Consider the following 18,197-nt stretch of genomic DNA (forward strand, 5'->3'; position numbering starts at 1 on the left):
CTTACGGTTTCCCCTAGTCCAGCGACACCTGCGCCCCGGCAAGGCGTTGTTCCCGCAACGAGGCCGCAGCCAGCCCTTGCAGCAACAGGGCCTCGCCATGGTTGATATCGACTGGTTTACTGCCGCGCAGCCGGGCAATGCGCTGATCCAGCGGCAGTTTCTCGGCCCTTGCGGGGGCCAGTTGGCCAGGTGATTTCGGATCGGACATGCGTCACCTCTTGGGATCGGGGACCATTCCCCTGCCCCACAGACCTAACGCCCAAGTTGGCCCGGAAGATGGCGCAATCCGGCCCCTTCCATGCCGTTTCAGCGGCCAAGCTGGGTTTGCAACTGCCGCAACGCGGGATCGTCAGGCACGGCGCTCAGGCCCTCGCGCAGAACCAGCCGGGCCGCATCGGGGCCGTTGGTGATCTGGGTCAGCTGCACAAGCATGGGCCAGGCCTCGGCCCGCTGAGGGTCCAGTGTCACGACCTCGCGGAATGCCTGTTTGGCGGCCTGTGCGTTGCGCATGGTCAACGCCATGCCGCCCAGAACCAGATGCGTTTCGGGAAAATCCAGCCGGTTCGACATCGCCCCGCGCCATTCCGACATGGCCTGCCCTGCGCTTGCCCGTTGGTCAGGGTTCAAAACCGATGGCGGCACGGTCAGCATTTCCTTGGCGGCCGCGATACGGACATTGCGCAGCGGATCGGACAGCAAGGGCTCTAACCGCGCAATTCGGTCGGGCAGACCGGCGGCGCGCTGCAAGGCCGCGGCATTCGCCCGGATCAACGGATCAGAGGCGGCCAGCAAAGGCGCGGTGGCGCGGGCGATATCCGCCGATGCATGAGGTTGCAGCAGGTACAGGGCCGTGGCGCGCACGATGCCGGGTTGCGAAGGATCGGCGGCGATGGCCTGCAACCGGGCGGCACCGTCAGGCGCGCCATCCAAAGCCGCCGCAAAGGCCGAGCCATAGTGAGCCGTTCGATGCGTCGATTCCGGGTACCAGGTTTCGATCTGCTGCGCGGCCCAGCCCTGCCCCGCGTCGCCATGGCAATCGGTACAGGCATCCGTCCCCAGGCCCAGATCCGGGCGGGGAATGCGAAAGCTGTGATCCCTGCGGCCATCAACGCCCATATAGACACGTTCGATCATGTGGCACGACGTACATTGCGCGCCAGGGCTGCCCTCGGCGTGGTGATGATGGTCCGGGCTGTCATATTCAGCCTTCCGAAGGCTTGGGAACTCTGGGTTCGCCGCCGGTGAATGGCACTGAGTGCAGATCCCGTTGCCTTCGGCCCTGAGGGTCGCGCCATGCGGTTCGTGACAGTTCATGCAGCTGACGCCCTTGGCGTACATCTTGGACTGCAAGAACGACCCATAGACGTAAACCTCGTCCAGGATTTGACCGTCGGGGTGGTACTGCCCCGGCCTGAGCACGGCCAGGTTATAAGCGTCGTGAAACGCCGTGCCCGGCAGCGGAGAGCCGTTCTCATGCGCTTCTCTGCGCGAATGACACCCGGCGCATTGCTGGATTTCGGCCTCGGTCTGGCCCTTTCCCCATTGCATCGCGAACCCCGCGTCGCCCAGCCCCGGCGCCAGGGATGCCCCGCCGGTCCAGTCGATATGGGCAGAGCCCGGCCCATGGCAGGCCTCGCATCCGACGCCGATTTCGGCCTGCCGCGACTGATAGGACCGCGCCTGCGGGTCATAATTCTTGGCAAATCCCGTGGCATGGCACTCGGCGCAGCGCGCGTTCCAGTTCTTGTAGGGGCCGCTCCAGTGCAGACCGTCATCGGGCGGCAGATCCTGATCGGGATAAAGGTGAAACCAGGTCTGGTTTTCCGTGTCCCACACCACGTCAAAGCTCTGCAACTTGCCGGGTTCGGTTTCAAAAAGGTACTGCTGCAAAGGCTCGATCCCGACAACGGAATGAACCCGGTATGCGGTGGTTGTCCCGTCTTTCTCGGTCACGCGCGCATGATAGGCATCCCCGGTTATGTCAAACGTGACATCCATCCCGTCATGAGAAAACGCAGTCCCATCGAAATCGGCGCGGATATTGTCCGCCTGGGCCGGGGTCCAGGCCAGCGCGTGATGCGAGCCACGCCAGGCGTCGGCTTGCTGTTCATGGCAGTCGACACAGGCCTGCGACCCGACATAGTCCTGTGCCTGCGCGGCCGGGCCTGCGCAGAACAGCGCGAGAACCACCAACAGGCCTGCGTAAATCCGTGCGCGGGCACCCAAAATGCACGACATCACCTGCCCCGCCCCCCATTGTCACCGTCGCCATTGCGCAGGTCGATCAGCGCTCCGTTGAATTCGGCCCCAAAGATCAGCATTGCCGAACACAGGTACAGGAAAATCAGCGCGGCCATGGCACCGGCCAGCCCCGCATAGGTGGCGCTATAGGTCGCGAACTGGGCGATATAGATGGAAAACCCCCACCCGCCAGCCGACCAAAGGGCCAGCGTCAGGACAACGCCGGGCAAAATCTGCGCCAGGCTGTGCCGCCGGGTCGGCAGGATCAGATGCGCCAGGGCCACGGTCCCCGCAGGCACCGCAACGGTAAAGGTCCAGCGCAAGCGGTCCACCGAAAGCCACTCGGACACATCCACATCGGTCTTTTCCGACACCAGCTGCGTATAGACCGGCAAGACGACTTCGACGGCGGCAATCGCCAGAATGGCCGCGCCGCCCGCGATAACCAGCGCGAAACACAACAGCCGCGTTTTCCAGAACGGCCACCTGTCCTCGTCGTGATAGGCCATGTTCATGGCCGCGCGCACCGCCGCGACCCCGTTCGAGGCGAAGTAGATCGCCAAAATCCCGCCAAGCGTGATCACCCCGGACCCGGCCCCTGCAAGAACCGCGCGCAGCTCTGATATAATCGGATCAGCCACATCCTTTGGCCAGGCGCCGAATATCAGGTCGATAAGCTCGTTGGTGACATAGTCCTGCGATAATGCCCCGGCCAGTGCGACCGTGAACAGAACAAAAGGAAACAGCGCCAGCATCAGTGACATCGCGACATGGCTGCTCATCACGAACATGTTCTTGTCGTTGAATCGGCGAACCGAAAGCCAAACGGCTTGCAGCAGGCGGCCAATCAGGGGAATCGCAGGGCGTGTCATGGAAAGACCCTAGCGTGCGCAAGGCACCGGCAGAACCCGCCCAAAGCGCATTTCCGAGAAATCCACACCGATAAACGCCTGAGCGGATTGCATAAACCGCTTGGGCTGTGCAGGATTGGCGGGCAATGGGGGGAACCCCGCGGGCAATTCAGGCCGAGGGCCGGTTATGACCACGAAACCAGACGAGACCCGAACACGCCCCCGCCTGTCGCTGACGGTGCTGCGGGATGTCACCATCGTGGCCACGCTGGGGGTGCTTGCGCTTTATGCCGGTGCCGGGTTCCTGATCCCCCTGACGCTTGCCCTGCTGGTCAACGTGCTGATCATCGCGCTGAGCGACCGCGTTATCGCCGTGACCCGCGCGCCGGTCTGGCTGGCCAATGTCGCGGCGGTGACCGTGGTTTTGGCCGGGCTGTTCATGATCATGTACATTCTGGGCAGTCAGGCCACGCAGTTTGCCCGCTCGGTCGGCACATATGAAAACCAGTTCGACGGCGCGGTGAACCGCATCACCGGGCTGGTTGGCAATGACGTCACGAGCTTTATCCGCGACAACCTGGTCAGTATCGACATGTCCTATGTCGCCAGGCTGCTGCTGGGCAGCGCCACATCGTTGCTGAACCAGTTCCTGCTGATCAGCCTGTATGTGGCGTTCCTGATGGCCGAGCGTCTGGCGATGCGCAAAAAGATCCAGCTGGCCGCTGGCAATCCCGAAACCGGGGCCGAGTTGTCGGCCCTGCTGGATGCCATATCGCAAAGCCTGCAACGCTATGTCGGGGTCAAGACATTCATCAGCCTGATTACCGCCGGGATCAGCTATTCGGTGTTTCGCATGCTAGGCCTGGAATATGCGGAAACATGGGCGGTTCTGACCTTTGCGCTGAACTTCATCCCGTCCATCGGGTCGATCATCGCGGTGGTCTTCCCGGCGATGATCGCGCTGGTTCAGTTCGAAACCGTCGGGCCCTTTCTGATCATCGTGCTGGGCTGCGGAACCATCCAGTTTCTGATCGGGAATTTCCTGGACCCGGCCATGCTGGGCCGGTCGCTGAACATGTCGACATTCCTGGTGATCCTTGCGCTGACTTTCTGGTCCACCGTCTGGGGCCTGATCGGCGCGTTTCTGAGCGTACCGCTGACCGTGTGCATCCTGATCATCTTCAGCCATATACCGGCGCTTCGACCGGTTGCCATCCTGATGTCGCTGGACGGCAGGCTGGACGGAAACAACGCCGATCCGGTATCACGATGAGGCCTGTCATGATGCGACATACCACCCCTTTGCCACAAGCACGCGCCTGCCTGACCCGGCCTCGCCGGGCAACCGGATGCAGGGGCACCCCGCTGTAGGCTCGAACCAAAAACGACTTTGTCAGAACCTGTTTTTTTACCCGGAGATACCCAGATGAGAAATCTTGTACTTCCCGCCCTTCTTGCAACCCTGCCCATCGCCGCGCTGTCTGACCCGCTTCCCAGTTGGGAGGACACGGCGACCAAGCAACAGATCGTCGCGTTCGTGGAAACCGTCACCGACCCGTCCAGCGCGGATTACGTCACCCCGGCAGCGCGCGTGGCGGTGTTTGACAATGACGGAACCCTGTGGGCCGAACAGCCGGTGTATTTCCAGCTGATCTTCGCGATGGAGCGGCTGGCCGAACTGGCGGAAGACAACCCGGACATTCTGACCTCTCCGGTTCTGCAGGCCGCTGCCAAGGGGGATCTTGCCGCCGTGGCAGAGGGCGGCCATGAAGCATTGATCGAGGTTGTGAACGCGTCACATTCGGGGACCAGCGTGGACGATTTCCAGGCGGTGGTGTCGCAGTGGCTGGACACCGCGCAACACCCCGATACCGGTCTTTCCTATGATCAGATGACCTATCAGCCGATGGTCGAATTGCTGCGATACCTGCGCGACGAGGACTTTCGTACCTATATTGTCTCGGGTGGTGGGCTGCATTTCATGCGCGCATTCACCGAAGAGGCATATGGCATTCCGCCGGAACAGATCCTTGGCACCTATGCCGACAGCACCTATGAGATGGTCGATGGTGAGCCGACGATCACCAAGGCCCCGGGCGTGGCCTTTGTCGACGACAAGGAAGGCAAGCCAATCAACATCGAGCGCACGCTGGGGCGGCGCCCGATCATGGCCGTTGGCAACTCGGACGGCGATTACGCGATGCTGGAATGGACCACGGCCGGCGACGGTGCGCGGCTGGGCGTGCTGGTCCATCACACCGATGCCGAGCGCGAATGGGCCTATGACAGGGACAGCGCGATCGGTCGGTTGGCCGATGGCCTGGACAACGGCCCCGGCATGGGCTGGGTCATCGTCGACATGGCCAATGACTGGTCGCGCGTCTTTACCGGGTCGCAATGACCCAACGCGGGGCTGAATAACAGATGTGGGCGGTCCTGGTATCTGGCCTGGTTTTTGCGCTGTACTGCGCGGCGGTAGTGTTTTCCATCCGCGCCGCGCAGACCGCGCGCACCCCTCAGGGCGCGGTCGGCTGGGCCGTTTTCCTGCTATCCGTACCTGTGCTTGGGGTGCCGCTGTACCTGTTCCTGGGCCACCACCGTTTCCGCGGCTACCGCATCGCGCGACAACAAAGCGAACAGGTGGTCGAGGGGATCAAGACCTTTGCGGATTACTTGCGGCCAGACCCCGACACGATGCGGATCAACCCGCGCCCGTTTGAGCGGCTGGCACATCTTCCCGTATCGCGGGGCAATGGCGCAGAGCTGCTGATTGACGGTGATGCCACGTTCCGGTCGATCTTTCGCGCGATCGACCACGCGACGCGTTATGTGCTTGTCCAGTTCTACATCGTCCGGGACGATGCCCTTGGGGTCGAATTGCAGGAACGGCTGATTGCCGCGGCCCAACGCGGCGTGCATGTCCGGTTCATGACCGACGCCGTCGGCAGCTATGGCCTGCCTACGGCCTATCTTGAAACCTTGCAGCAGGCCGGTGTGGATGTGGCCGACCCACGGCAGCAGCGCGGGCCGAATTTCCGGTTCCAGCTCAATTACCGCAACCACCGCAAGACCGTGATCATCGACGGCGAGACCGGGTTCATCGGTGGACATAATGTAGGGGTCGAATATCTGGGCCAAAGCCCGCGTTTCGGCGCCTGGCGCGACACGCATGTCCGGCTGACCGGCCATATCGTGCGCCAGTTGCAGCTGATCTTTACCGAAGACTGGCACTGGGCGCGCGGTGAGGATCTGATTGATCACCTGGACTGGGCCGGAAGCGAATCCAATCAGGACATGAACGGGCTTTTGGTGGCCACAGGGCCCGGCGACGACACCGAAACCGGGGCGATGATGTTCTTTGCCGCAATCACCGAAGCGCAAGAGCGTTTGTGGATCGCGTCGCCCTATTTCGTGCCCGATATCGACATCATGGCCGCCCTTCAGAACGCCGCGCTGCGCGGCGTCGATGTCCGCATACTTGTGCCCGATGTCATCGACCACCGCCTGCCCTGGCTGGCGGCCTTTGCCTATTTCGACGAGATCCGCGACTGTGGCGTCCGCGTGTACCGCTATACCGGCGGCTTCATGCACCAAAAGGTCTTTGTGGTGGACGACGCCCTGGCTGCCATCGGCACAACCAATCTGGACAACCGCTCGTTTCGGCTGAACTTCGAAGCCATGGCGCTGTTGTTCGACCCCCGCGCGGCAAGCGCGGCGGCAGACATGCTGCAAACCGATTTCGAGGCGAGCTTTGAGCTGACCGACAGCCTTGCACAGCAACCGGCCCATATCCGCCTTGGCGCGCCCATCGCGCGCCTGTTTGCCCCCATCCTCTAGGGCAGCAACCGTTCCTGAAAGACCCGCGTCATGACCGCAACCATAAAGGCCGTGGACAATCCAAATGCCAGCAGCCCGGTCACCGACGCAAATGCTGCAAATATCCGCAACCCCTCGCCCAGGACGATATCGCCGTAACCCAGCGTGGTGAATGTCACCAACGAGAAATAAAGCGCCGAATTCCAGTCCGGCAACACGTCGCCCAGCACCCAGACAATCGCCCAGATCCAGACTTGGACAGTGTGGATGAAGATGATGAAAACCAGCGTGATACAGATCGGTCCGGCCGTTGCCAGCACCTTGCCCTTAAGCACCCATTTGTCAATCATGCGGCGCAAGACCAGCGTGCACCATGTCAGCAGCATGATTTCGAACAGGAAACATATGCCCAAATAGACGCTGCCCCAAATTATCTGTTGCGACAGCGTCATGGCGTCGTCCTGTATTCCGATAAGTGTCGCCGACAGAATGGACGCTAGTGCCACCGGGAACAACCCCGCGAACGCAGGCAACTGCGGCGAATGGCTCCGGGTCGGTCTCTGCGCTGGACAGCGGGCGCTGTCGCTGCTCAATCTGGCGCGCAGAAAGAGAAGGTCGAAATGCTGCTGAAGGTTGATGATGTCCGCAAGACCTATGCCCGAACAAGACCCGTTCTGAACGGCGTATCGCTGGCGCTTGATAGCGGTCAGACCCTGGCCCTGACCGGCGAAAGCGGCAGCGGCAAAAGCACATTGCTGAACCTGGTGGGCGCGCTGGATGGGTTCGAGGGCGGCGAGATTACGCTGGACGGCACCAAACTGTCAGGCCTGGGCGATGCCGGGCGCGCGGCGCTGAGGCGTGACACTGTTTCGCTGGTGTTTCAGCAATTCAACCTGATCCCCTCCCTGACGGTGGCCGGGAACCTGTCCTTCCACGCCCGCCTTGCCGGGTGCGACGATCCCGCCTGGACCGCAACGCTGGCGCAGCGGCTGGGCCTGGCCGACCTGTTGGAGAGGTATCCCGAAAACCTGTCCGGCGGACAGCAGCAGCGCGTGGCCATCGGTCGGGCCATGGCCATGCGGCCGCGCCTGTTGCTGGCGGATGAGCCGACCGGCAACCTGGATGAAACGGCCAGCGCCGTCGTGCTGGACCTGATGCTGTCGCTGGTTTCCGAGACCGGCGCGGCGCTGTTGCTGGTGACCCATTCGCAGGGCATCGCCGCACGCCTGGACCGCCAGGCGCGGCTGGTGGGTGGCCGCATCGCATGACCGGTCCCGTCCTTCAGGCCTTGCTGTCACACTGGCGCACGCATCGCTTGCAGGTCGTCACCTTGCTGGTGGGCATCGCTCTGGCCACGGGCCTGTGGTCAGCGGTGCAGGCGATCAATGCCGAAGCACGAGCCAGCTATGCCCGCGCAAGCCAGCAGCTTGGGCTGGGCCAGTTTGAAGAATTGCGCGCCCGGTCGGGGTTCATTGCCTTGTCGCGCTATGTCGATCTGCGCCGCGCGGGCTGGCAGGTCGCCGCCGTTCTGGATGGCCGCCTGTATGTCGGCAACAGGGCCGTACGGGTGCTGGGCGTGGACATGTTGGCCTATCCAGCCCTTCCTGCACTGACCGGGGCCGCCCCGGATCAGGCACCGCCGGACCCGGCCCAGATGCTGACGGCGCCGGGCCGTCTTGTGGTCTCACCTGACCTTGCGCGCCTGATGCAGGACCGGGACGACCTTCCGCCCCGGATACCCTCTGCAGCGATTCCGGCGGATGTGATCCTGACCGATATCGGGGTTGCCGAGGTCCTGCTGAACAGACAGGGCCAGATTTCCCGGCTGATCGTGTTGCCGCAACAACCGATCGGACGCCCCTCGTTGGACAATGTCGCGCCCGAGCTTGTGCGCCACAGCCCGGACCGGCAGGTCGATACTGCCCGCCTGGCCGACAGCTTTCACCTCAACCTGTCGGCGTTCGGGTTGCTTGCCTTTGCCGTTGGTCTGTTCATCGTGCACGGAACCGTGGGGCTGGCCTTTGCGCAACGTCGCGGAATGATCCGAACGCTGCGGGCAATGGGGGTGCCAATGCGCCGGCTGGTCTGGATCACCCTGGCGGAACTTACGGCCTTCGCCCTGGTCGGAGGCGTGATCGGGCTGGCGCTGGGATACATGCTTGCCGGTGCCCTGTTGCCGGATGTGGCGGTCACGTTGCGCGGCCTCTACGGCGCCCCGGTCGAAGGGCATCTGACCCTTCGACCGCTTTGGGCGCTGACCGGAATGGGTATGGCGCTGGCCGGAACGCTTGGCGCAAGCGGGCACGCGCTGTGGCGGCTGTCGCGTATGCCGCTGCTGTCCGGGCCGGGCTTGCGCGCCTGGGGCGGCAATGCGCGGGCCCGTGCAATGGCTGCGGGGACCGGCGTAGCCCTGATCCTGGGCGGCATTGCAAGTTTCACAGGGACCAGTGGGTTGATCGCCGGGTTCGGGCTGCTTGCCGCCATTCTGACCGGCGCCGCCTTGCTGTTGCCGCTTGTGTTGTCGTGGGTCCTGTCTGCCCTGTCCCGCCGCGCGCGCCGACCGGTCACGCAATGGGTCTGGGCGGATTTGCAGGCGCAACTGCCGGGGCTTTCGCTGGCGCTGATGGCATTGCTGCTGGCGCTGGCGGCAAATATCGGCGTGGGGACCATGGTGTCCAGCTTTCGCCTGACGTTCACGGGATGGCTGGATCAGCGCCTGACCTCAGAGCTTTACGTGACACCAACCAGCCAGGACCAGGGCGCGCAGATGATGCAATGGCTTGGGCCGCGCGCCGATGGTGTTCTGCCGATCCGAAGCACTGAACTGCCGCACCGCACCGGCCCGCTGTTTCTGTACGGGATCGTGGACGATGCCACCTATCGCAACAAATGGCCGCTGATCGCGTCCGGCCCGGATATCTGGGACCGGGTTCATGCAGGTCGCGCCGTTCTGATCAATGAACAACTTGCCCGCCGCGCCGATCTTTGGCCCGGCGACAGCCTGACCCTGTCCGGCGATCACGACCTGACCGTGGCGGGGGTCTATTCCGACTATGGAAACCCTACCGGGCAGGCCATCGTGTCCATGCAGCGCCTCGATCAGATCGCGCCGGGTACCCCCACGCGGCGGATCGGCGTGCGCATCGACCCGGCACAGGCTGCCACCCTGTCGCGCGACCTGCAAGACCGGTTTGCCCTGCCCCCCGGCGCGGTCGTCCATCTGTCGACCATGAAGGCGCAATCGCTGGCCATTTTCGACCAGACTTTCGTGGTGACATCGGCACTGAACATCCTGACACTGGGGGTTGCAGGCTTTGCGATCCTGACCAGCCTATTGACCTTGTGGACCCAGCGCCTGCCACAGGTTGCGCCGCTATGGGGGCTGGGCCTGACCCGATCACATATCGCGGGGCTTGAGGTGCTGCGCTCGGTCCTGCTGGCGGCACTGACGGCTGCGCTGGCGCTGCCGTTGGGGTTGTTTCTGGCCTGGCTTCTGCTGAACGTGATAAATATCCGCGCCTTTGGCTGGAGCATTCCGATGACCGTTTTCCCAGCCGATTGGCTGCGCTTGCTGGTGTTGACAGTCCTTGCTGCAGGCGCGGCTGCGGCCATTCCGGCCTGGCGGCTGCGCCGCCTTCCGCCCGCCGATCTGCTGAGAGTTTTTGCCAGTGAACGTTAGAGCGCTAATAATATTCCTTGTCCTGCCCCTGACCGCCTTGGCACAGGGTTATGCCGGGCTGGGTGGCGATGCCACGGGGTTTGAACGCCCGCGCCCCGGTTACCAGTTCCAGTTCCCGCGCGATCACGGGGCGCATCCGCAGTTTCGCATCGAATGGTGGTACCTGACGGCCAATCTTACCGGGGCGGAAGGACGCGATTACGGGGTTCAGTGGACATTGTTCCGATCGGCGCTGAAACCGTCAGACCAGGCAGGATGGCAATCGCCTCAGATCTGGATGGGACATGCGGCGCTGACCACGCCCGACCGGCATTTCTTTGCTGAACGCCTGTCGCGGGGCGGGACGGGTCAGGCCGGGGTTACCGCACAGCCTTTCGAGGCGTGGATCGACGAATGGCACATGCGGGGCACCGATACCGATGCCCTGACCCTAGCCGCCAGCGCCGAGGAGTTTGCCTATCACCTGAACCTGACGGCGACGGGGCCGTTGGTCTTTCATGGCGACAGGGGGTATTCGGTGAAATCCGCCGATGGGCAGGCCAGCTATTACTACTCGCAACCGGCCTATTCCGTTCAGGGCGTGCTGTCCCTGCCCCAGGGCGACATGGCCGTGACCGGACAGGGATGGCTGGACCGGGAATGGTCGTCACAGCCGCTGGCCGCGGATCAAAGCGGATGGGACTGGTTCTCGCTCAGCTTTGAGGATGGTGACAAGCTGATGGCGTTTCGGCTGCGCGGGGCGCGGGGCGATTTCACCTCGGCCACCTGGATCGGACCAGATGGCCAAAGCACGGCACTGACCGATGGCGCTGTCCGCTTTACACCGCTGCAAACCGCATCGGTGGCCGCCCGCGACATTCCGGTACGCTGGCGGGTGCAGATACCCGACCGTGCGCTGGATATCGAGGTTCAGGCCCTTATGCCCGACGCCTGGATGGGCACGCGGTTTGAGTATTGGGAAGGCCCGGTGACAGTGACAGGCAGCCACGCAGGGCGCGGCTACCTTGAGATGACAGGCTACTAGGCGCAGGCTGTGGCCATCACGGCCCAGCCCGACCCCTAGCGGACGACGTAGACCGAAACCGTTGAATGGCGCACAACCCGCGCGGCATTCGGACCCAGCAGATAGTCCTTGAAATCGGGTTTATGTGCGCCGATCACGATCAGGTCCGATCCCGCGCCCTCGGCCGTTTTCAGAATCTCCTGATATGCGGTCCCGGTGGCAACCACGTGGCGGACCTTTTCATTGCGGTCCTTGCCCAGCGTTCCAACGCACATCTCGGCCAGCTTCTGCTGGGCCTCTTCCAGCGCCTTTTCGTGAAAGCCCGACTGGAAAAAGCCGGAAACCCAGCTTTCCCCGAAATCCGGCAAGACCGTCACCACATCCAGTTGCGCATTCTCAAGGTCGGCCAGCTTGGCCGCCTTTTGCAACACGGGAACGTCGATTTCGCCGTTGCTGATATCCACGGCACAAAGAACAGAACGTGTCATGCGGGCACCTCTTGTCTGGCGGCACGGCCGCGTTGCAGGAAGGCGATCAGGCCCAGCAGGATCATCGCCGGGATATAGATCAGCTGTTTGGGGGGCTGGCTGGACGGCAGGCTGACCGAGGTCAGGCGGACCGCCTCGTCGCCATAGTAATCAAAGATGTCCAGCTCATCGGCCACAGGCGACCCGAACATCGGCTCTTCGAGCTTGATCAGCCCGTCCTCTGGCAGCAGCAACAGCCCCATCGCCTCGACCCGTGCGGCACCGCCTTCTTCGCTGCCGACCGGGACAACGACCGTGGTGTCCACCATTTCCAGCGTGTCGAAATCGGGGCCACTGACAACCATGCGCACCTCGGTTCCGGGGGGCGTTTCGCCGATGGTTTCCACAAAGGCCGCAGGCTCAACGCTGGCATATGGCGGAGAAAGCCTGTCCATGAAGAAATCCGGCCGGAACAGTGCAAAGGCCACCAGAATTAGCGCAACGCTTTCGTAGATACGGCTGTGGGCAAGGAAATACCCCATCGTCCCGGCGGTGAACACAAGGATCGCGATGGTCGCGAATATGGCCACCGTTATCCCTTCGACCCAGGTCACATCGATCAGCAGCAGGTCCGTGTTGAAGATGAACACAAACGGCAACGCCACGGTGCGCAAGGAATAGAAGAAAGCGGTAAAGCCCGTCTTGATCGCATCCCCGCCCGACACGGCGGCCGCCGCAAAGCTGGCCAACCCGACCGGCGGGGTCACGTCGGCCATGATGCCGAAATAGAAGACGAACAGATGCACCGCGATCAGCGGAACGATAAGCCCGCTTTGCGCGCCCAACTCGACCACAACACCCGCCATCAACGAACTGACGACGATATAGTTCGCAGTGGTCGGCAGGCCCATGCCCAGGATCAGGCTGAGAATACCGACCATGATCAGCATCAGGATCAGGTTGCCGCCCGACAGGAACTCGACCAGATCAGCCATCACCTGGCCCACGCCAGTCAGCGTCACGGTGCCTACGATCACGCCTGCGGTGGCCGTGGCCAGCGCGATCCCGATCATGTTGCGCGCGCCGTCGATCAGCCCCTGCCACAGATCGGCAACCCCGTCGATGAATGTGTCATACAGGTTGCTCTGACCGCGAAACAGCGCCTTGAGCGGCTTTTGCGTCAGCAGGATCACGAACAGCAATGTGGTGGCCCAAAAGGCCGACAGCCCCGGCGATTTCTGTTCGATCATCAGGAAATAGACCAGGACGATGATCGGCAAAAGATAGTGCAGACCGGCCTTGTAGATATCGGCGATGACCGGCAGCGTTACTTCTTTGGCATTGGGGTCATCGGGTTCCAGATCGGGAACCTGTGACGCCAGGTACAAAAGCGCCACATAGACCGCACAGACAATCAGGCTGAGGATCAGCCCGGCCGCCGAAGGGGCCCAAGTGGTAACCGCGTCAACCGGGAATTGCGAGGCATAGCACAGCCCGGCGAAGACCAGGAAAAAGGACAGCATACCGACCACGGTCCGGGCCAGGTGCACGTCGCGGTCGCCCAGCGTCGGCATGTTCCGCTTCACCGCCTCAAGATGCACGATATAGACCAGCGCGATATAGGAAATCGCGGCGGGCAGGAAGGCATGTGTAATCACCTCGACATACGAGATGCCGACATATTCCACCATGAGAAACGCCGCGGCCCCCATCACCGGCGGCATGATCTGACCGTTCACCGAACTGGCAACCTCGACCGAGCCCGCCTGTTCGCTGCTGAACCCCACGCGCTTCATCAGCGGGATGGTGAAGGTGCCGGTGGTGACGACGTTGGCGATGGACGAACCCGAGATCAGACCGGTTGCGGCCGATCCCACGACGGCGGCCTTGGCCGGGCCGCCCCGCAGGTGGCCCAGGGCACCAAAGGCCATCTTGATGAAATAGTTCCCTGCCCCGGCCTTATCCAACAAGGCACCGAACAGAACGAACAGAAAGACAAACTTGGTCGACACACCAAGCGCGATGCCGAACACGCCCTCGGACGTGATCCACATATGGCTCATGGCCTTTTTCAGGCTTGCCCCTTTCCAGCGGATCACTTCGGGGACCCATTCGGATGAGCCAAAGAACACATAGGCCAGAAAGATCGTCGCGATGATCGCCATTGCCGGGCCAAGCGCACGCCGCGCGGCCTCGAACAGCAACAGCAGACCGCCCAGGGCCACCCATTTGTCGGTGTCGTCCGCCAGTCCGCCCGCGTTCACGATCTTGGTATAAAAGAAATACCCGTAAAGCGCGATGGCCGCACCCAGTATCCCCATGATCCAGTCCTGCACCGGGATATAGTCCCGCGGGCTGGATTTGAGCGCCGGATAGGCCGCAAAAGCCAGGAAGATGGCAAAAGCCAGGTGAATCTGGCGTGCGTTGTTGACCACGCTGCCCGGCAAAACCGCGTTCGAAATCGGCGACGCCAGCAGGACCTGGAACACAGACCAGATCGCCGCAACGATGGCCAGGAACACCCCGACCTTGCCGATGGGGTTGCGTGCGCCCGCATCGGATGAGGCCACAAGATCCTGAAGCTCTTCTTCGGATAGAGGGCGATTGCCTTGGGTATCGGAACTCATGAAGATGTCTCCCCGTCGCCAGCCTTTTGCGGCTGTTATTAACGTCACCCGTTTACCGGGTTGGTGCGGGGCGCCAAACGGCGCGCCCCGCGTCAGGTCAGGCTTATTGCAGCCAGCCTTGTTCTTTGTAGTACTTCTCGGCGCCCGGATGCAGCGGTGCCGACAGGCCGTCCGCAATCATTTCCTCGGGCTTGAGGTTGGCAAATGCCGGGTGCAGCTTTTTGAAATCATCAAAGTTTTCAAAGACCGAGCTGACGACGGCATAGACCGCATCATCGGACACACCCGCCGAGGTCACGAAGGTCGCGCCGACGCCAAAGGTTTCGGTGTCATTGTCCGACCCCCGGTACATTCCGCCCGGAATCGTCGCCGACCGATAGTACGAGTTTCCGTCAATCAGACCGGCAATCGCGTCGCCGGTGACGTTCACCAGAACGGAATCACAGGCGGTGGTCGCCTCTTGAATCGAACCCGACGGGTGACCCACGGTATAGATCATCGCGTCAATCTGGTTGTCGCACAGAGCCGCCGACTGCTCGGCCGCTTTCAGCTCGGACGCCAGTTCGAAATCGTCCAGGGTCCAGCCCATCGCTTCCAGAACAACATCCATTGTGCCGCGCTGACCGGAACCGGGGTTGCCGATGTTCACGCGCTTGCCCTTGAGGTCTTCGAAGCTGCTGATGCCGGCATCGGCGCGGGCAACAACGGTGAACGGTTCGGGGTGAACCGAGAATACGGCGCGCAGGTCTTCGAACGGCCCGGCCTCCTCGAATTTCGATGTGCCGTTATACGCGTGGTACTGCCAGTCGGACTGGGCCACACCAAACTCCAGTTCGCCCTCGCGGATGGTGTTGATGTTGTAGACCGATCCCCCGGTCGATTCGACCGAGCAGCGCACGCCATGTTCCTTGCGGCCCTTGTTCACCAGACGGCAAATCGCGCCCCCTGTCGGGTAATACACACCGGTTACCCCACCGGTGCCGATGGTGATGAATTCTTCGGCGTAAGCGGCCGGAGCCATCATCGCCGCGGTAACAAACGCGCCAAGGCTCAGTTTGCTGCTGTTTTTCATTTGGAAACTCCCATTATTATTGTTCGGAAGACGACACAGCGGTCGATTCCCGGAACCGGAAACCAACCCAAACAGCCAACCGGATGCGCATCGCATTCGGCGGGGCCAGACGTGCTTTTTCAATATCTCCCAACACGGCAGAGGTTTCATTCTGACGCAATCGTTGTCAAGGCCAGAGCCCGACCGCGCGCCAGATATGACGAAACAGAACGCAGTTTCCCCCTTGGAATCCGTGCAAAGCAAGCGGAATTCAACGAGGTTTTATGACTATTATCAATATCATAGGGGATTATCAGCATCGCAAAAAAGCGCCCCGGGCCACGCCGGTCGGACAAGCCGAATAAGGGTTTTCAAACAAGGATGTGGTGCCCAAGGAGAGACTCGAACTCTCACGATGTTGCCATCGGGGGATTTTGAATCCCCTGCGTCTACCATTCCGCCACTTGGGCCACGGGCATTGGATTAGCGCCCCGCGACAGGAAGGTCCAGAGGCAAAAGCACCGGAATTCAAGCGCGCAAACCGGTAAGAGCGGTTGACCCTCTCGCAGACCCGTGATTTGGCTTGTCGCGAATTTCCTGGGGGCGCCGGTACGGAATGTTGCGATCTTTGTATGACTGGACCATACGTCTGGCGGACCATCCGCGTGCCCTTTGGGCGCTGGCCTTTGTCGCCTTTATCGAAAGCTCGGTCTTTCCTATTCCACCCGATGTGCTGATGATCCCGATGATCCTGGCGCGGCCATCGCGCGCCTGGCTGATTGCCACCGTCGCCCTGGTGGCTTCGGTTCTTGGGGGCATGCTGGGCTATGCGATCGGTGCGTTTTTCTATGAGAGCCTTGGCCAACCCATTCTCGAAGCGATGGGCAAGGGTCACGCGATGGAAGAGTTCAACCAGCGGTTCAACGATTTCGGGTTCTGGGCGGTGCTGACCGCCGGGGTGACGCCCTTCCCCTATAAGGTGATTACCATCATGTCCGGCTGGACCGGAATGCCGTTGGGAACGTTCGTGGCGACCTCGATCCTGGCGCGGGCGCTGCGGTTTTACGTCGTGGCCATGCTTTTGTGGGGGTTCGGCGAACCCATTCGCGACTTTATCGAAAAGCGGTTGGGGCTGGTCTTTACCGTTTTCATTCTTCTCCTGATCGGAGGGTTCATGGTGGTACGTTTCCTATGACAGCACGACGACGGCTTATCGCCCTGGCGACGGCGGGCTCGGCAGCCCTTTTGTTGGCGGCTTGGGGGTTTCAGTATGTGGGCGGCCTTGCGCCGTGCAAAATGTGCATTTGGCAACGCTATCCGCATGGCGTGGCGGTGGTGGTCGGGCTTGTTGCGCTTGCCCTGCCCGCGCAGCGGCTGTTGCCAATTCTCGGCGCAGTGGCAGCGTCGGTGACAGCCGGGATCGGGCTGTATCACGCAGGCGTCGAGCAAGGCTGGTGGCAAGGTCCGTCCAGCTGTACCTCAAGCGATATCAGCGGGCTGTCGCCGCAACAGCTGATGGACCAGATCATGGCCGCGCCGCTTGTCCGCTGCGATGACATTCCGTGGGAATTGTTCGGCATTTCGATGGCCGGATGGAACGCGCTGTTGTCTGCCGGGCTGGTTCTGGTCTGGGTCGCAGCCTGGCGTCAGCGCTGAACGGCGGCTTGCCGCGGGTTACTGCTGATCCAGTTCCGCATCCCAGTATAGAAAATCGATCCAGCTGTCATGCAGGTGGTTTGGCGGAAACTTGCGACCGATATTGCGCAGCGCTTCGGCATCCGGTTGCCGCGGCGGCTTGCGCAGGGTCATCCCGGCCTGCCGCAGCGATTTTGACCCTTTGCGCAGATTGCAGGGGCTGCAAGCCGCAACCACGTTCTGCCAGCTGGTCACGCCCCCCGCCGCCCGCGGCACGACATGGTCAAAGGTCAGATCGCCCCGGCTGCCGCAATACTGACAGCAGAATTCGTCGCGCAGAAACAAATTAAAGCGCGTGAAGGCCACGCGCTTTCTGGGTTTCACATAATCTTTGAGCACGACAACCGAGGGTATTCGTATCTCGGTGCTGGGGCTGCGGACCACCTCGTCATATTCGGCGACGATATCCACCCTGTCCAGCCACGCCGCCTTGATCGCTTCTTGCCAGGGCCAAAGGGACAGCGGGTAATAGGAAAGCGGCCGGTAATCGGCGTTCAGAACCAATGCCGGATGGTGCCTGAGTGCACCGGGTTCCCTGACAAATTCAGTTCTGAAATCTCCGTCCATACCAGAATCGCTCCTCGCTCTCAGCTGCCCGTTTGTGACACCAGAGCGGGGAGCACCCGCCCCGGTCTTTATTCAACTATATATCGTGGTTAAACTCTGACAAGCCCTGAGTTTCCACAATATGTCGCAGTCTGGGTAAACCGAATCCGTAACAGCGACATGACAGTTATCCACAGCTTGCACGGGCCGGGTCGGCAAGC

The 18,197-nt window shown here is 62.0% G+C and carries 16 protein-coding genes and 1 tRNA gene; 8 read left to right on the top strand and 9 right to left on the bottom strand.

Annotated features, from left to right (window positions below; translation table 11 throughout):
- Positions 1–13: 13 nt before the first annotated feature.
- The 3 genes from ACXAG8_RS01145 to ACXAG8_RS01155 form a co-directional block, all read right to left on the bottom strand.
- The gene (locus ACXAG8_RS01145) at positions 14–208 is read right to left on the bottom strand and encodes a hypothetical protein (protein WP_475221457.1); all 195 of its coding nucleotides are present in this window, start codon (positions 206–208) and stop codon (positions 14–16) included.
- Positions 209–306: 98 nt separating this feature from the next.
- Positions 307–2,238 carry a multiheme c-type cytochrome gene (locus ACXAG8_RS01150; RefSeq protein ID WP_475221459.1) on the bottom strand — a complete coding sequence of 644 codons (1,932 nt, stop codon included), beginning with the start codon at positions 2,236–2,238 and terminating at the stop codon, positions 307–309.
- On the bottom strand, positions 2,238–3,113 hold the full coding sequence (locus ACXAG8_RS01155) for a YihY/virulence factor BrkB family protein (protein WP_475221460.1): 876 nt from the start codon (positions 3,111–3,113) through the stop codon (positions 2,238–2,240). The genes ACXAG8_RS01150 and ACXAG8_RS01155 overlap by 1 nt, the downstream gene beginning before the upstream one ends.
- 166 nt (positions 3,114–3,279) lie before the next feature.
- Between ACXAG8_RS01155 and ACXAG8_RS01160 the strand changes: the two genes are divergently transcribed.
- The 3 genes from ACXAG8_RS01160 to cls all read left to right on the top strand — a co-directional run bounded on the left by ACXAG8_RS01160 (position 3,280) and on the right by cls (position 6,929).
- Positions 3,280–4,365 carry an AI-2E family transporter gene (locus ACXAG8_RS01160; protein WP_475221462.1) on the top strand — a complete coding sequence of 362 codons (1,086 nt, stop codon included), beginning with the start codon at positions 3,280–3,282 and terminating at the stop codon, positions 4,363–4,365.
- Positions 4,366–4,518: 153 nt separating this feature from the next.
- Positions 4,519–5,493: an HAD family hydrolase gene (locus ACXAG8_RS01165; RefSeq protein WP_475221464.1), complete on the top strand. Its 975-nt coding sequence runs from the start codon at positions 4,519–4,521 to the stop codon at positions 5,491–5,493.
- Between the two features lie 23 nt (positions 5,494–5,516).
- Positions 5,517–6,929, top strand: coding sequence for a cardiolipin synthase (gene cls, locus ACXAG8_RS01170; protein ID WP_475221465.1), 1,413 nt, complete (start codon positions 5,517–5,519; stop codon positions 6,927–6,929).
- Here the strand turns inward: cls and ACXAG8_RS01175 are convergent.
- Positions 6,926–7,360 carry an ion channel gene (locus tag ACXAG8_RS01175; RefSeq protein ID WP_475222389.1) on the bottom strand — a complete coding sequence of 145 codons (435 nt, stop codon included), beginning with the start codon at positions 7,358–7,360 and terminating at the stop codon, positions 6,926–6,928. The two genes, cls and ACXAG8_RS01175, sit on opposite strands and share 4 nt — an antisense overlap.
- Before the next feature lie 168 nt (positions 7,361–7,528).
- Here ACXAG8_RS01175 and ACXAG8_RS01180 point away from each other — a divergent pair, with 168 nt between their 5' ends.
- From ACXAG8_RS01180 to ACXAG8_RS01190, 3 genes are read left to right on the top strand one after another with little or no spacing between them, the layout of a single operon-like run.
- Positions 7,529–8,176, top strand: coding sequence for an ABC transporter ATP-binding protein (locus ACXAG8_RS01180; RefSeq protein ID WP_475221467.1), 648 nt, complete (start codon positions 7,529–7,531; stop codon positions 8,174–8,176).
- Complete coding sequence (locus ACXAG8_RS01185) at positions 8,173–10,587, top strand: ABC transporter permease (RefSeq protein ID WP_475221468.1); 2,415 nt, start codon at positions 8,173–8,175, stop codon at positions 10,585–10,587. Before ACXAG8_RS01180 ends, ACXAG8_RS01185 begins: the two co-directional genes overlap by 4 nt.
- Positions 10,577–11,611, top strand: a complete 1,035-nt coding sequence (locus ACXAG8_RS01190) for a lipocalin-like domain-containing protein (protein WP_475221470.1) — start codon at positions 10,577–10,579, stop codon at positions 11,609–11,611. Before ACXAG8_RS01185 ends, ACXAG8_RS01190 begins: the two co-directional genes overlap by 11 nt.
- A 35-nt stretch (positions 11,612–11,646) precedes the next feature.
- On the opposite strand, the gene ACXAG8_RS01195 is transcribed toward ACXAG8_RS01190, so the two are convergent.
- From ACXAG8_RS01195 to ACXAG8_RS01210, 4 genes are all read right to left on the bottom strand, one after another.
- Positions 11,647–12,078 (bottom strand): universal stress protein, encoded by a 432-nt coding sequence (locus ACXAG8_RS01195; RefSeq protein ID WP_475221472.1) that lies wholly within the window; start codon positions 12,076–12,078, stop codon positions 11,647–11,649.
- On the bottom strand, positions 12,075–14,684 hold the full coding sequence (locus ACXAG8_RS01200; protein WP_475221474.1) for a TRAP transporter permease: 2,610 nt from the start codon (positions 14,682–14,684) through the stop codon (positions 12,075–12,077). Before ACXAG8_RS01200 ends, ACXAG8_RS01195 begins: the two co-directional genes overlap by 4 nt.
- Before the next feature lie 103 nt (positions 14,685–14,787).
- On the bottom strand, positions 14,788–15,756 hold the full coding sequence (locus ACXAG8_RS01205) for a TAXI family TRAP transporter solute-binding subunit (RefSeq protein ID WP_475221475.1): 969 nt from the start codon (positions 15,754–15,756) through the stop codon (positions 14,788–14,790).
- Positions 15,757–16,119: 363 nt separating this feature from the next.
- Positions 16,120–16,205 (bottom strand) — tRNA-Leu (locus tag ACXAG8_RS01210).
- Positions 16,206–16,351: 146 nt separating this feature from the next.
- Here ACXAG8_RS01210 and ACXAG8_RS01215 point away from each other — a divergent pair.
- Positions 16,352–16,930 (top strand): YqaA family protein, encoded by a 579-nt coding sequence (locus ACXAG8_RS01215; protein WP_475221476.1) that lies wholly within the window; start codon positions 16,352–16,354, stop codon positions 16,928–16,930.
- A complete protein-coding gene (locus ACXAG8_RS01220; RefSeq protein ID WP_475221478.1) occupies positions 16,927–17,391 on the top strand; it encodes a disulfide bond formation protein B in 465 nt (154 codons plus the stop codon). Before ACXAG8_RS01215 ends, ACXAG8_RS01220 begins: the two co-directional genes overlap by 4 nt.
- An 18-nt stretch (positions 17,392–17,409) precedes the next feature.
- Here the strand turns inward: ACXAG8_RS01220 and ACXAG8_RS01225 are convergent, their stop codons facing one another.
- Complete coding sequence (locus ACXAG8_RS01225) at positions 17,410–17,997, bottom strand: HNH endonuclease (protein WP_475221480.1); 588 nt, start codon at positions 17,995–17,997, stop codon at positions 17,410–17,412.
- Positions 17,998–18,197 lie beyond the last annotated feature (200 nt).

The organism is Ruegeria sp. ABD4_443 (genome assembly GCF_056160865.1).

What these genes read in the sequence shown, in the direction of transcription:
- ACXAG8_RS01145 (WP_475221457.1), bottom strand. Translation starts at nt 208, where the DNA reads ATGTCCGATCCGAAATCACCTGGCCAACTGGCCCCCGCAAGGGCCGAG.
- ACXAG8_RS01150 (WP_475221459.1), bottom strand. Translation starts at nt 2,238, where the DNA reads ATGTCGTGCATTTTGGGTGCCCGCGCACGGATTTACGCAGGCCTGTTG.
- ACXAG8_RS01155 (WP_475221460.1), bottom strand. Translation starts at nt 3,113, where the DNA reads ATGACACGCCCTGCGATTCCCCTGATTGGCCGCCTGCTGCAAGCCGTT.
- ACXAG8_RS01160 (WP_475221462.1), top strand. Translation starts at nt 3,280, where the DNA reads ATGACCACGAAACCAGACGAGACCCGAACACGCCCCCGCCTGTCGCTG.
- ACXAG8_RS01165 (WP_475221464.1), top strand. Translation starts at nt 4,519, where the DNA reads ATGAGAAATCTTGTACTTCCCGCCCTTCTTGCAACCCTGCCCATCGCC.
- cls (WP_475221465.1), top strand. Translation starts at nt 5,517, where the DNA reads ATGTGGGCGGTCCTGGTATCTGGCCTGGTTTTTGCGCTGTACTGCGCG.
- ACXAG8_RS01175 (WP_475222389.1), bottom strand. Translation starts at nt 7,360, where the DNA reads ATGACGCTGTCGCAACAGATAATTTGGGGCAGCGTCTATTTGGGCATA.
- ACXAG8_RS01180 (WP_475221467.1), top strand. Translation starts at nt 7,529, where the DNA reads ATGCTGCTGAAGGTTGATGATGTCCGCAAGACCTATGCCCGAACAAGA.
- ACXAG8_RS01185 (WP_475221468.1), top strand. Translation starts at nt 8,173, where the DNA reads ATGACCGGTCCCGTCCTTCAGGCCTTGCTGTCACACTGGCGCACGCAT.
- ACXAG8_RS01195 (WP_475221472.1), bottom strand. Translation starts at nt 12,078, where the DNA reads ATGACACGTTCTGTTCTTTGTGCCGTGGATATCAGCAACGGCGAAATC.
- ACXAG8_RS01200 (WP_475221474.1), bottom strand. Translation starts at nt 14,684, where the DNA reads ATGAGTTCCGATACCCAAGGCAATCGCCCTCTATCCGAAGAAGAGCTT.
- ACXAG8_RS01205 (WP_475221475.1), bottom strand. Translation starts at nt 15,756, where the DNA reads ATGAAAAACAGCAGCAAACTGAGCCTTGGCGCGTTTGTTACCGCGGCG.
- ACXAG8_RS01215 (WP_475221476.1), top strand. Translation starts at nt 16,352, where the DNA reads ATGTTGCGATCTTTGTATGACTGGACCATACGTCTGGCGGACCATCCG.
- ACXAG8_RS01220 (WP_475221478.1), top strand. Translation starts at nt 16,927, where the DNA reads ATGACAGCACGACGACGGCTTATCGCCCTGGCGACGGCGGGCTCGGCA.
- ACXAG8_RS01225 (WP_475221480.1), bottom strand. Translation starts at nt 17,997, where the DNA reads ATGGACGGAGATTTCAGAACTGAATTTGTCAGGGAACCCGGTGCACTC.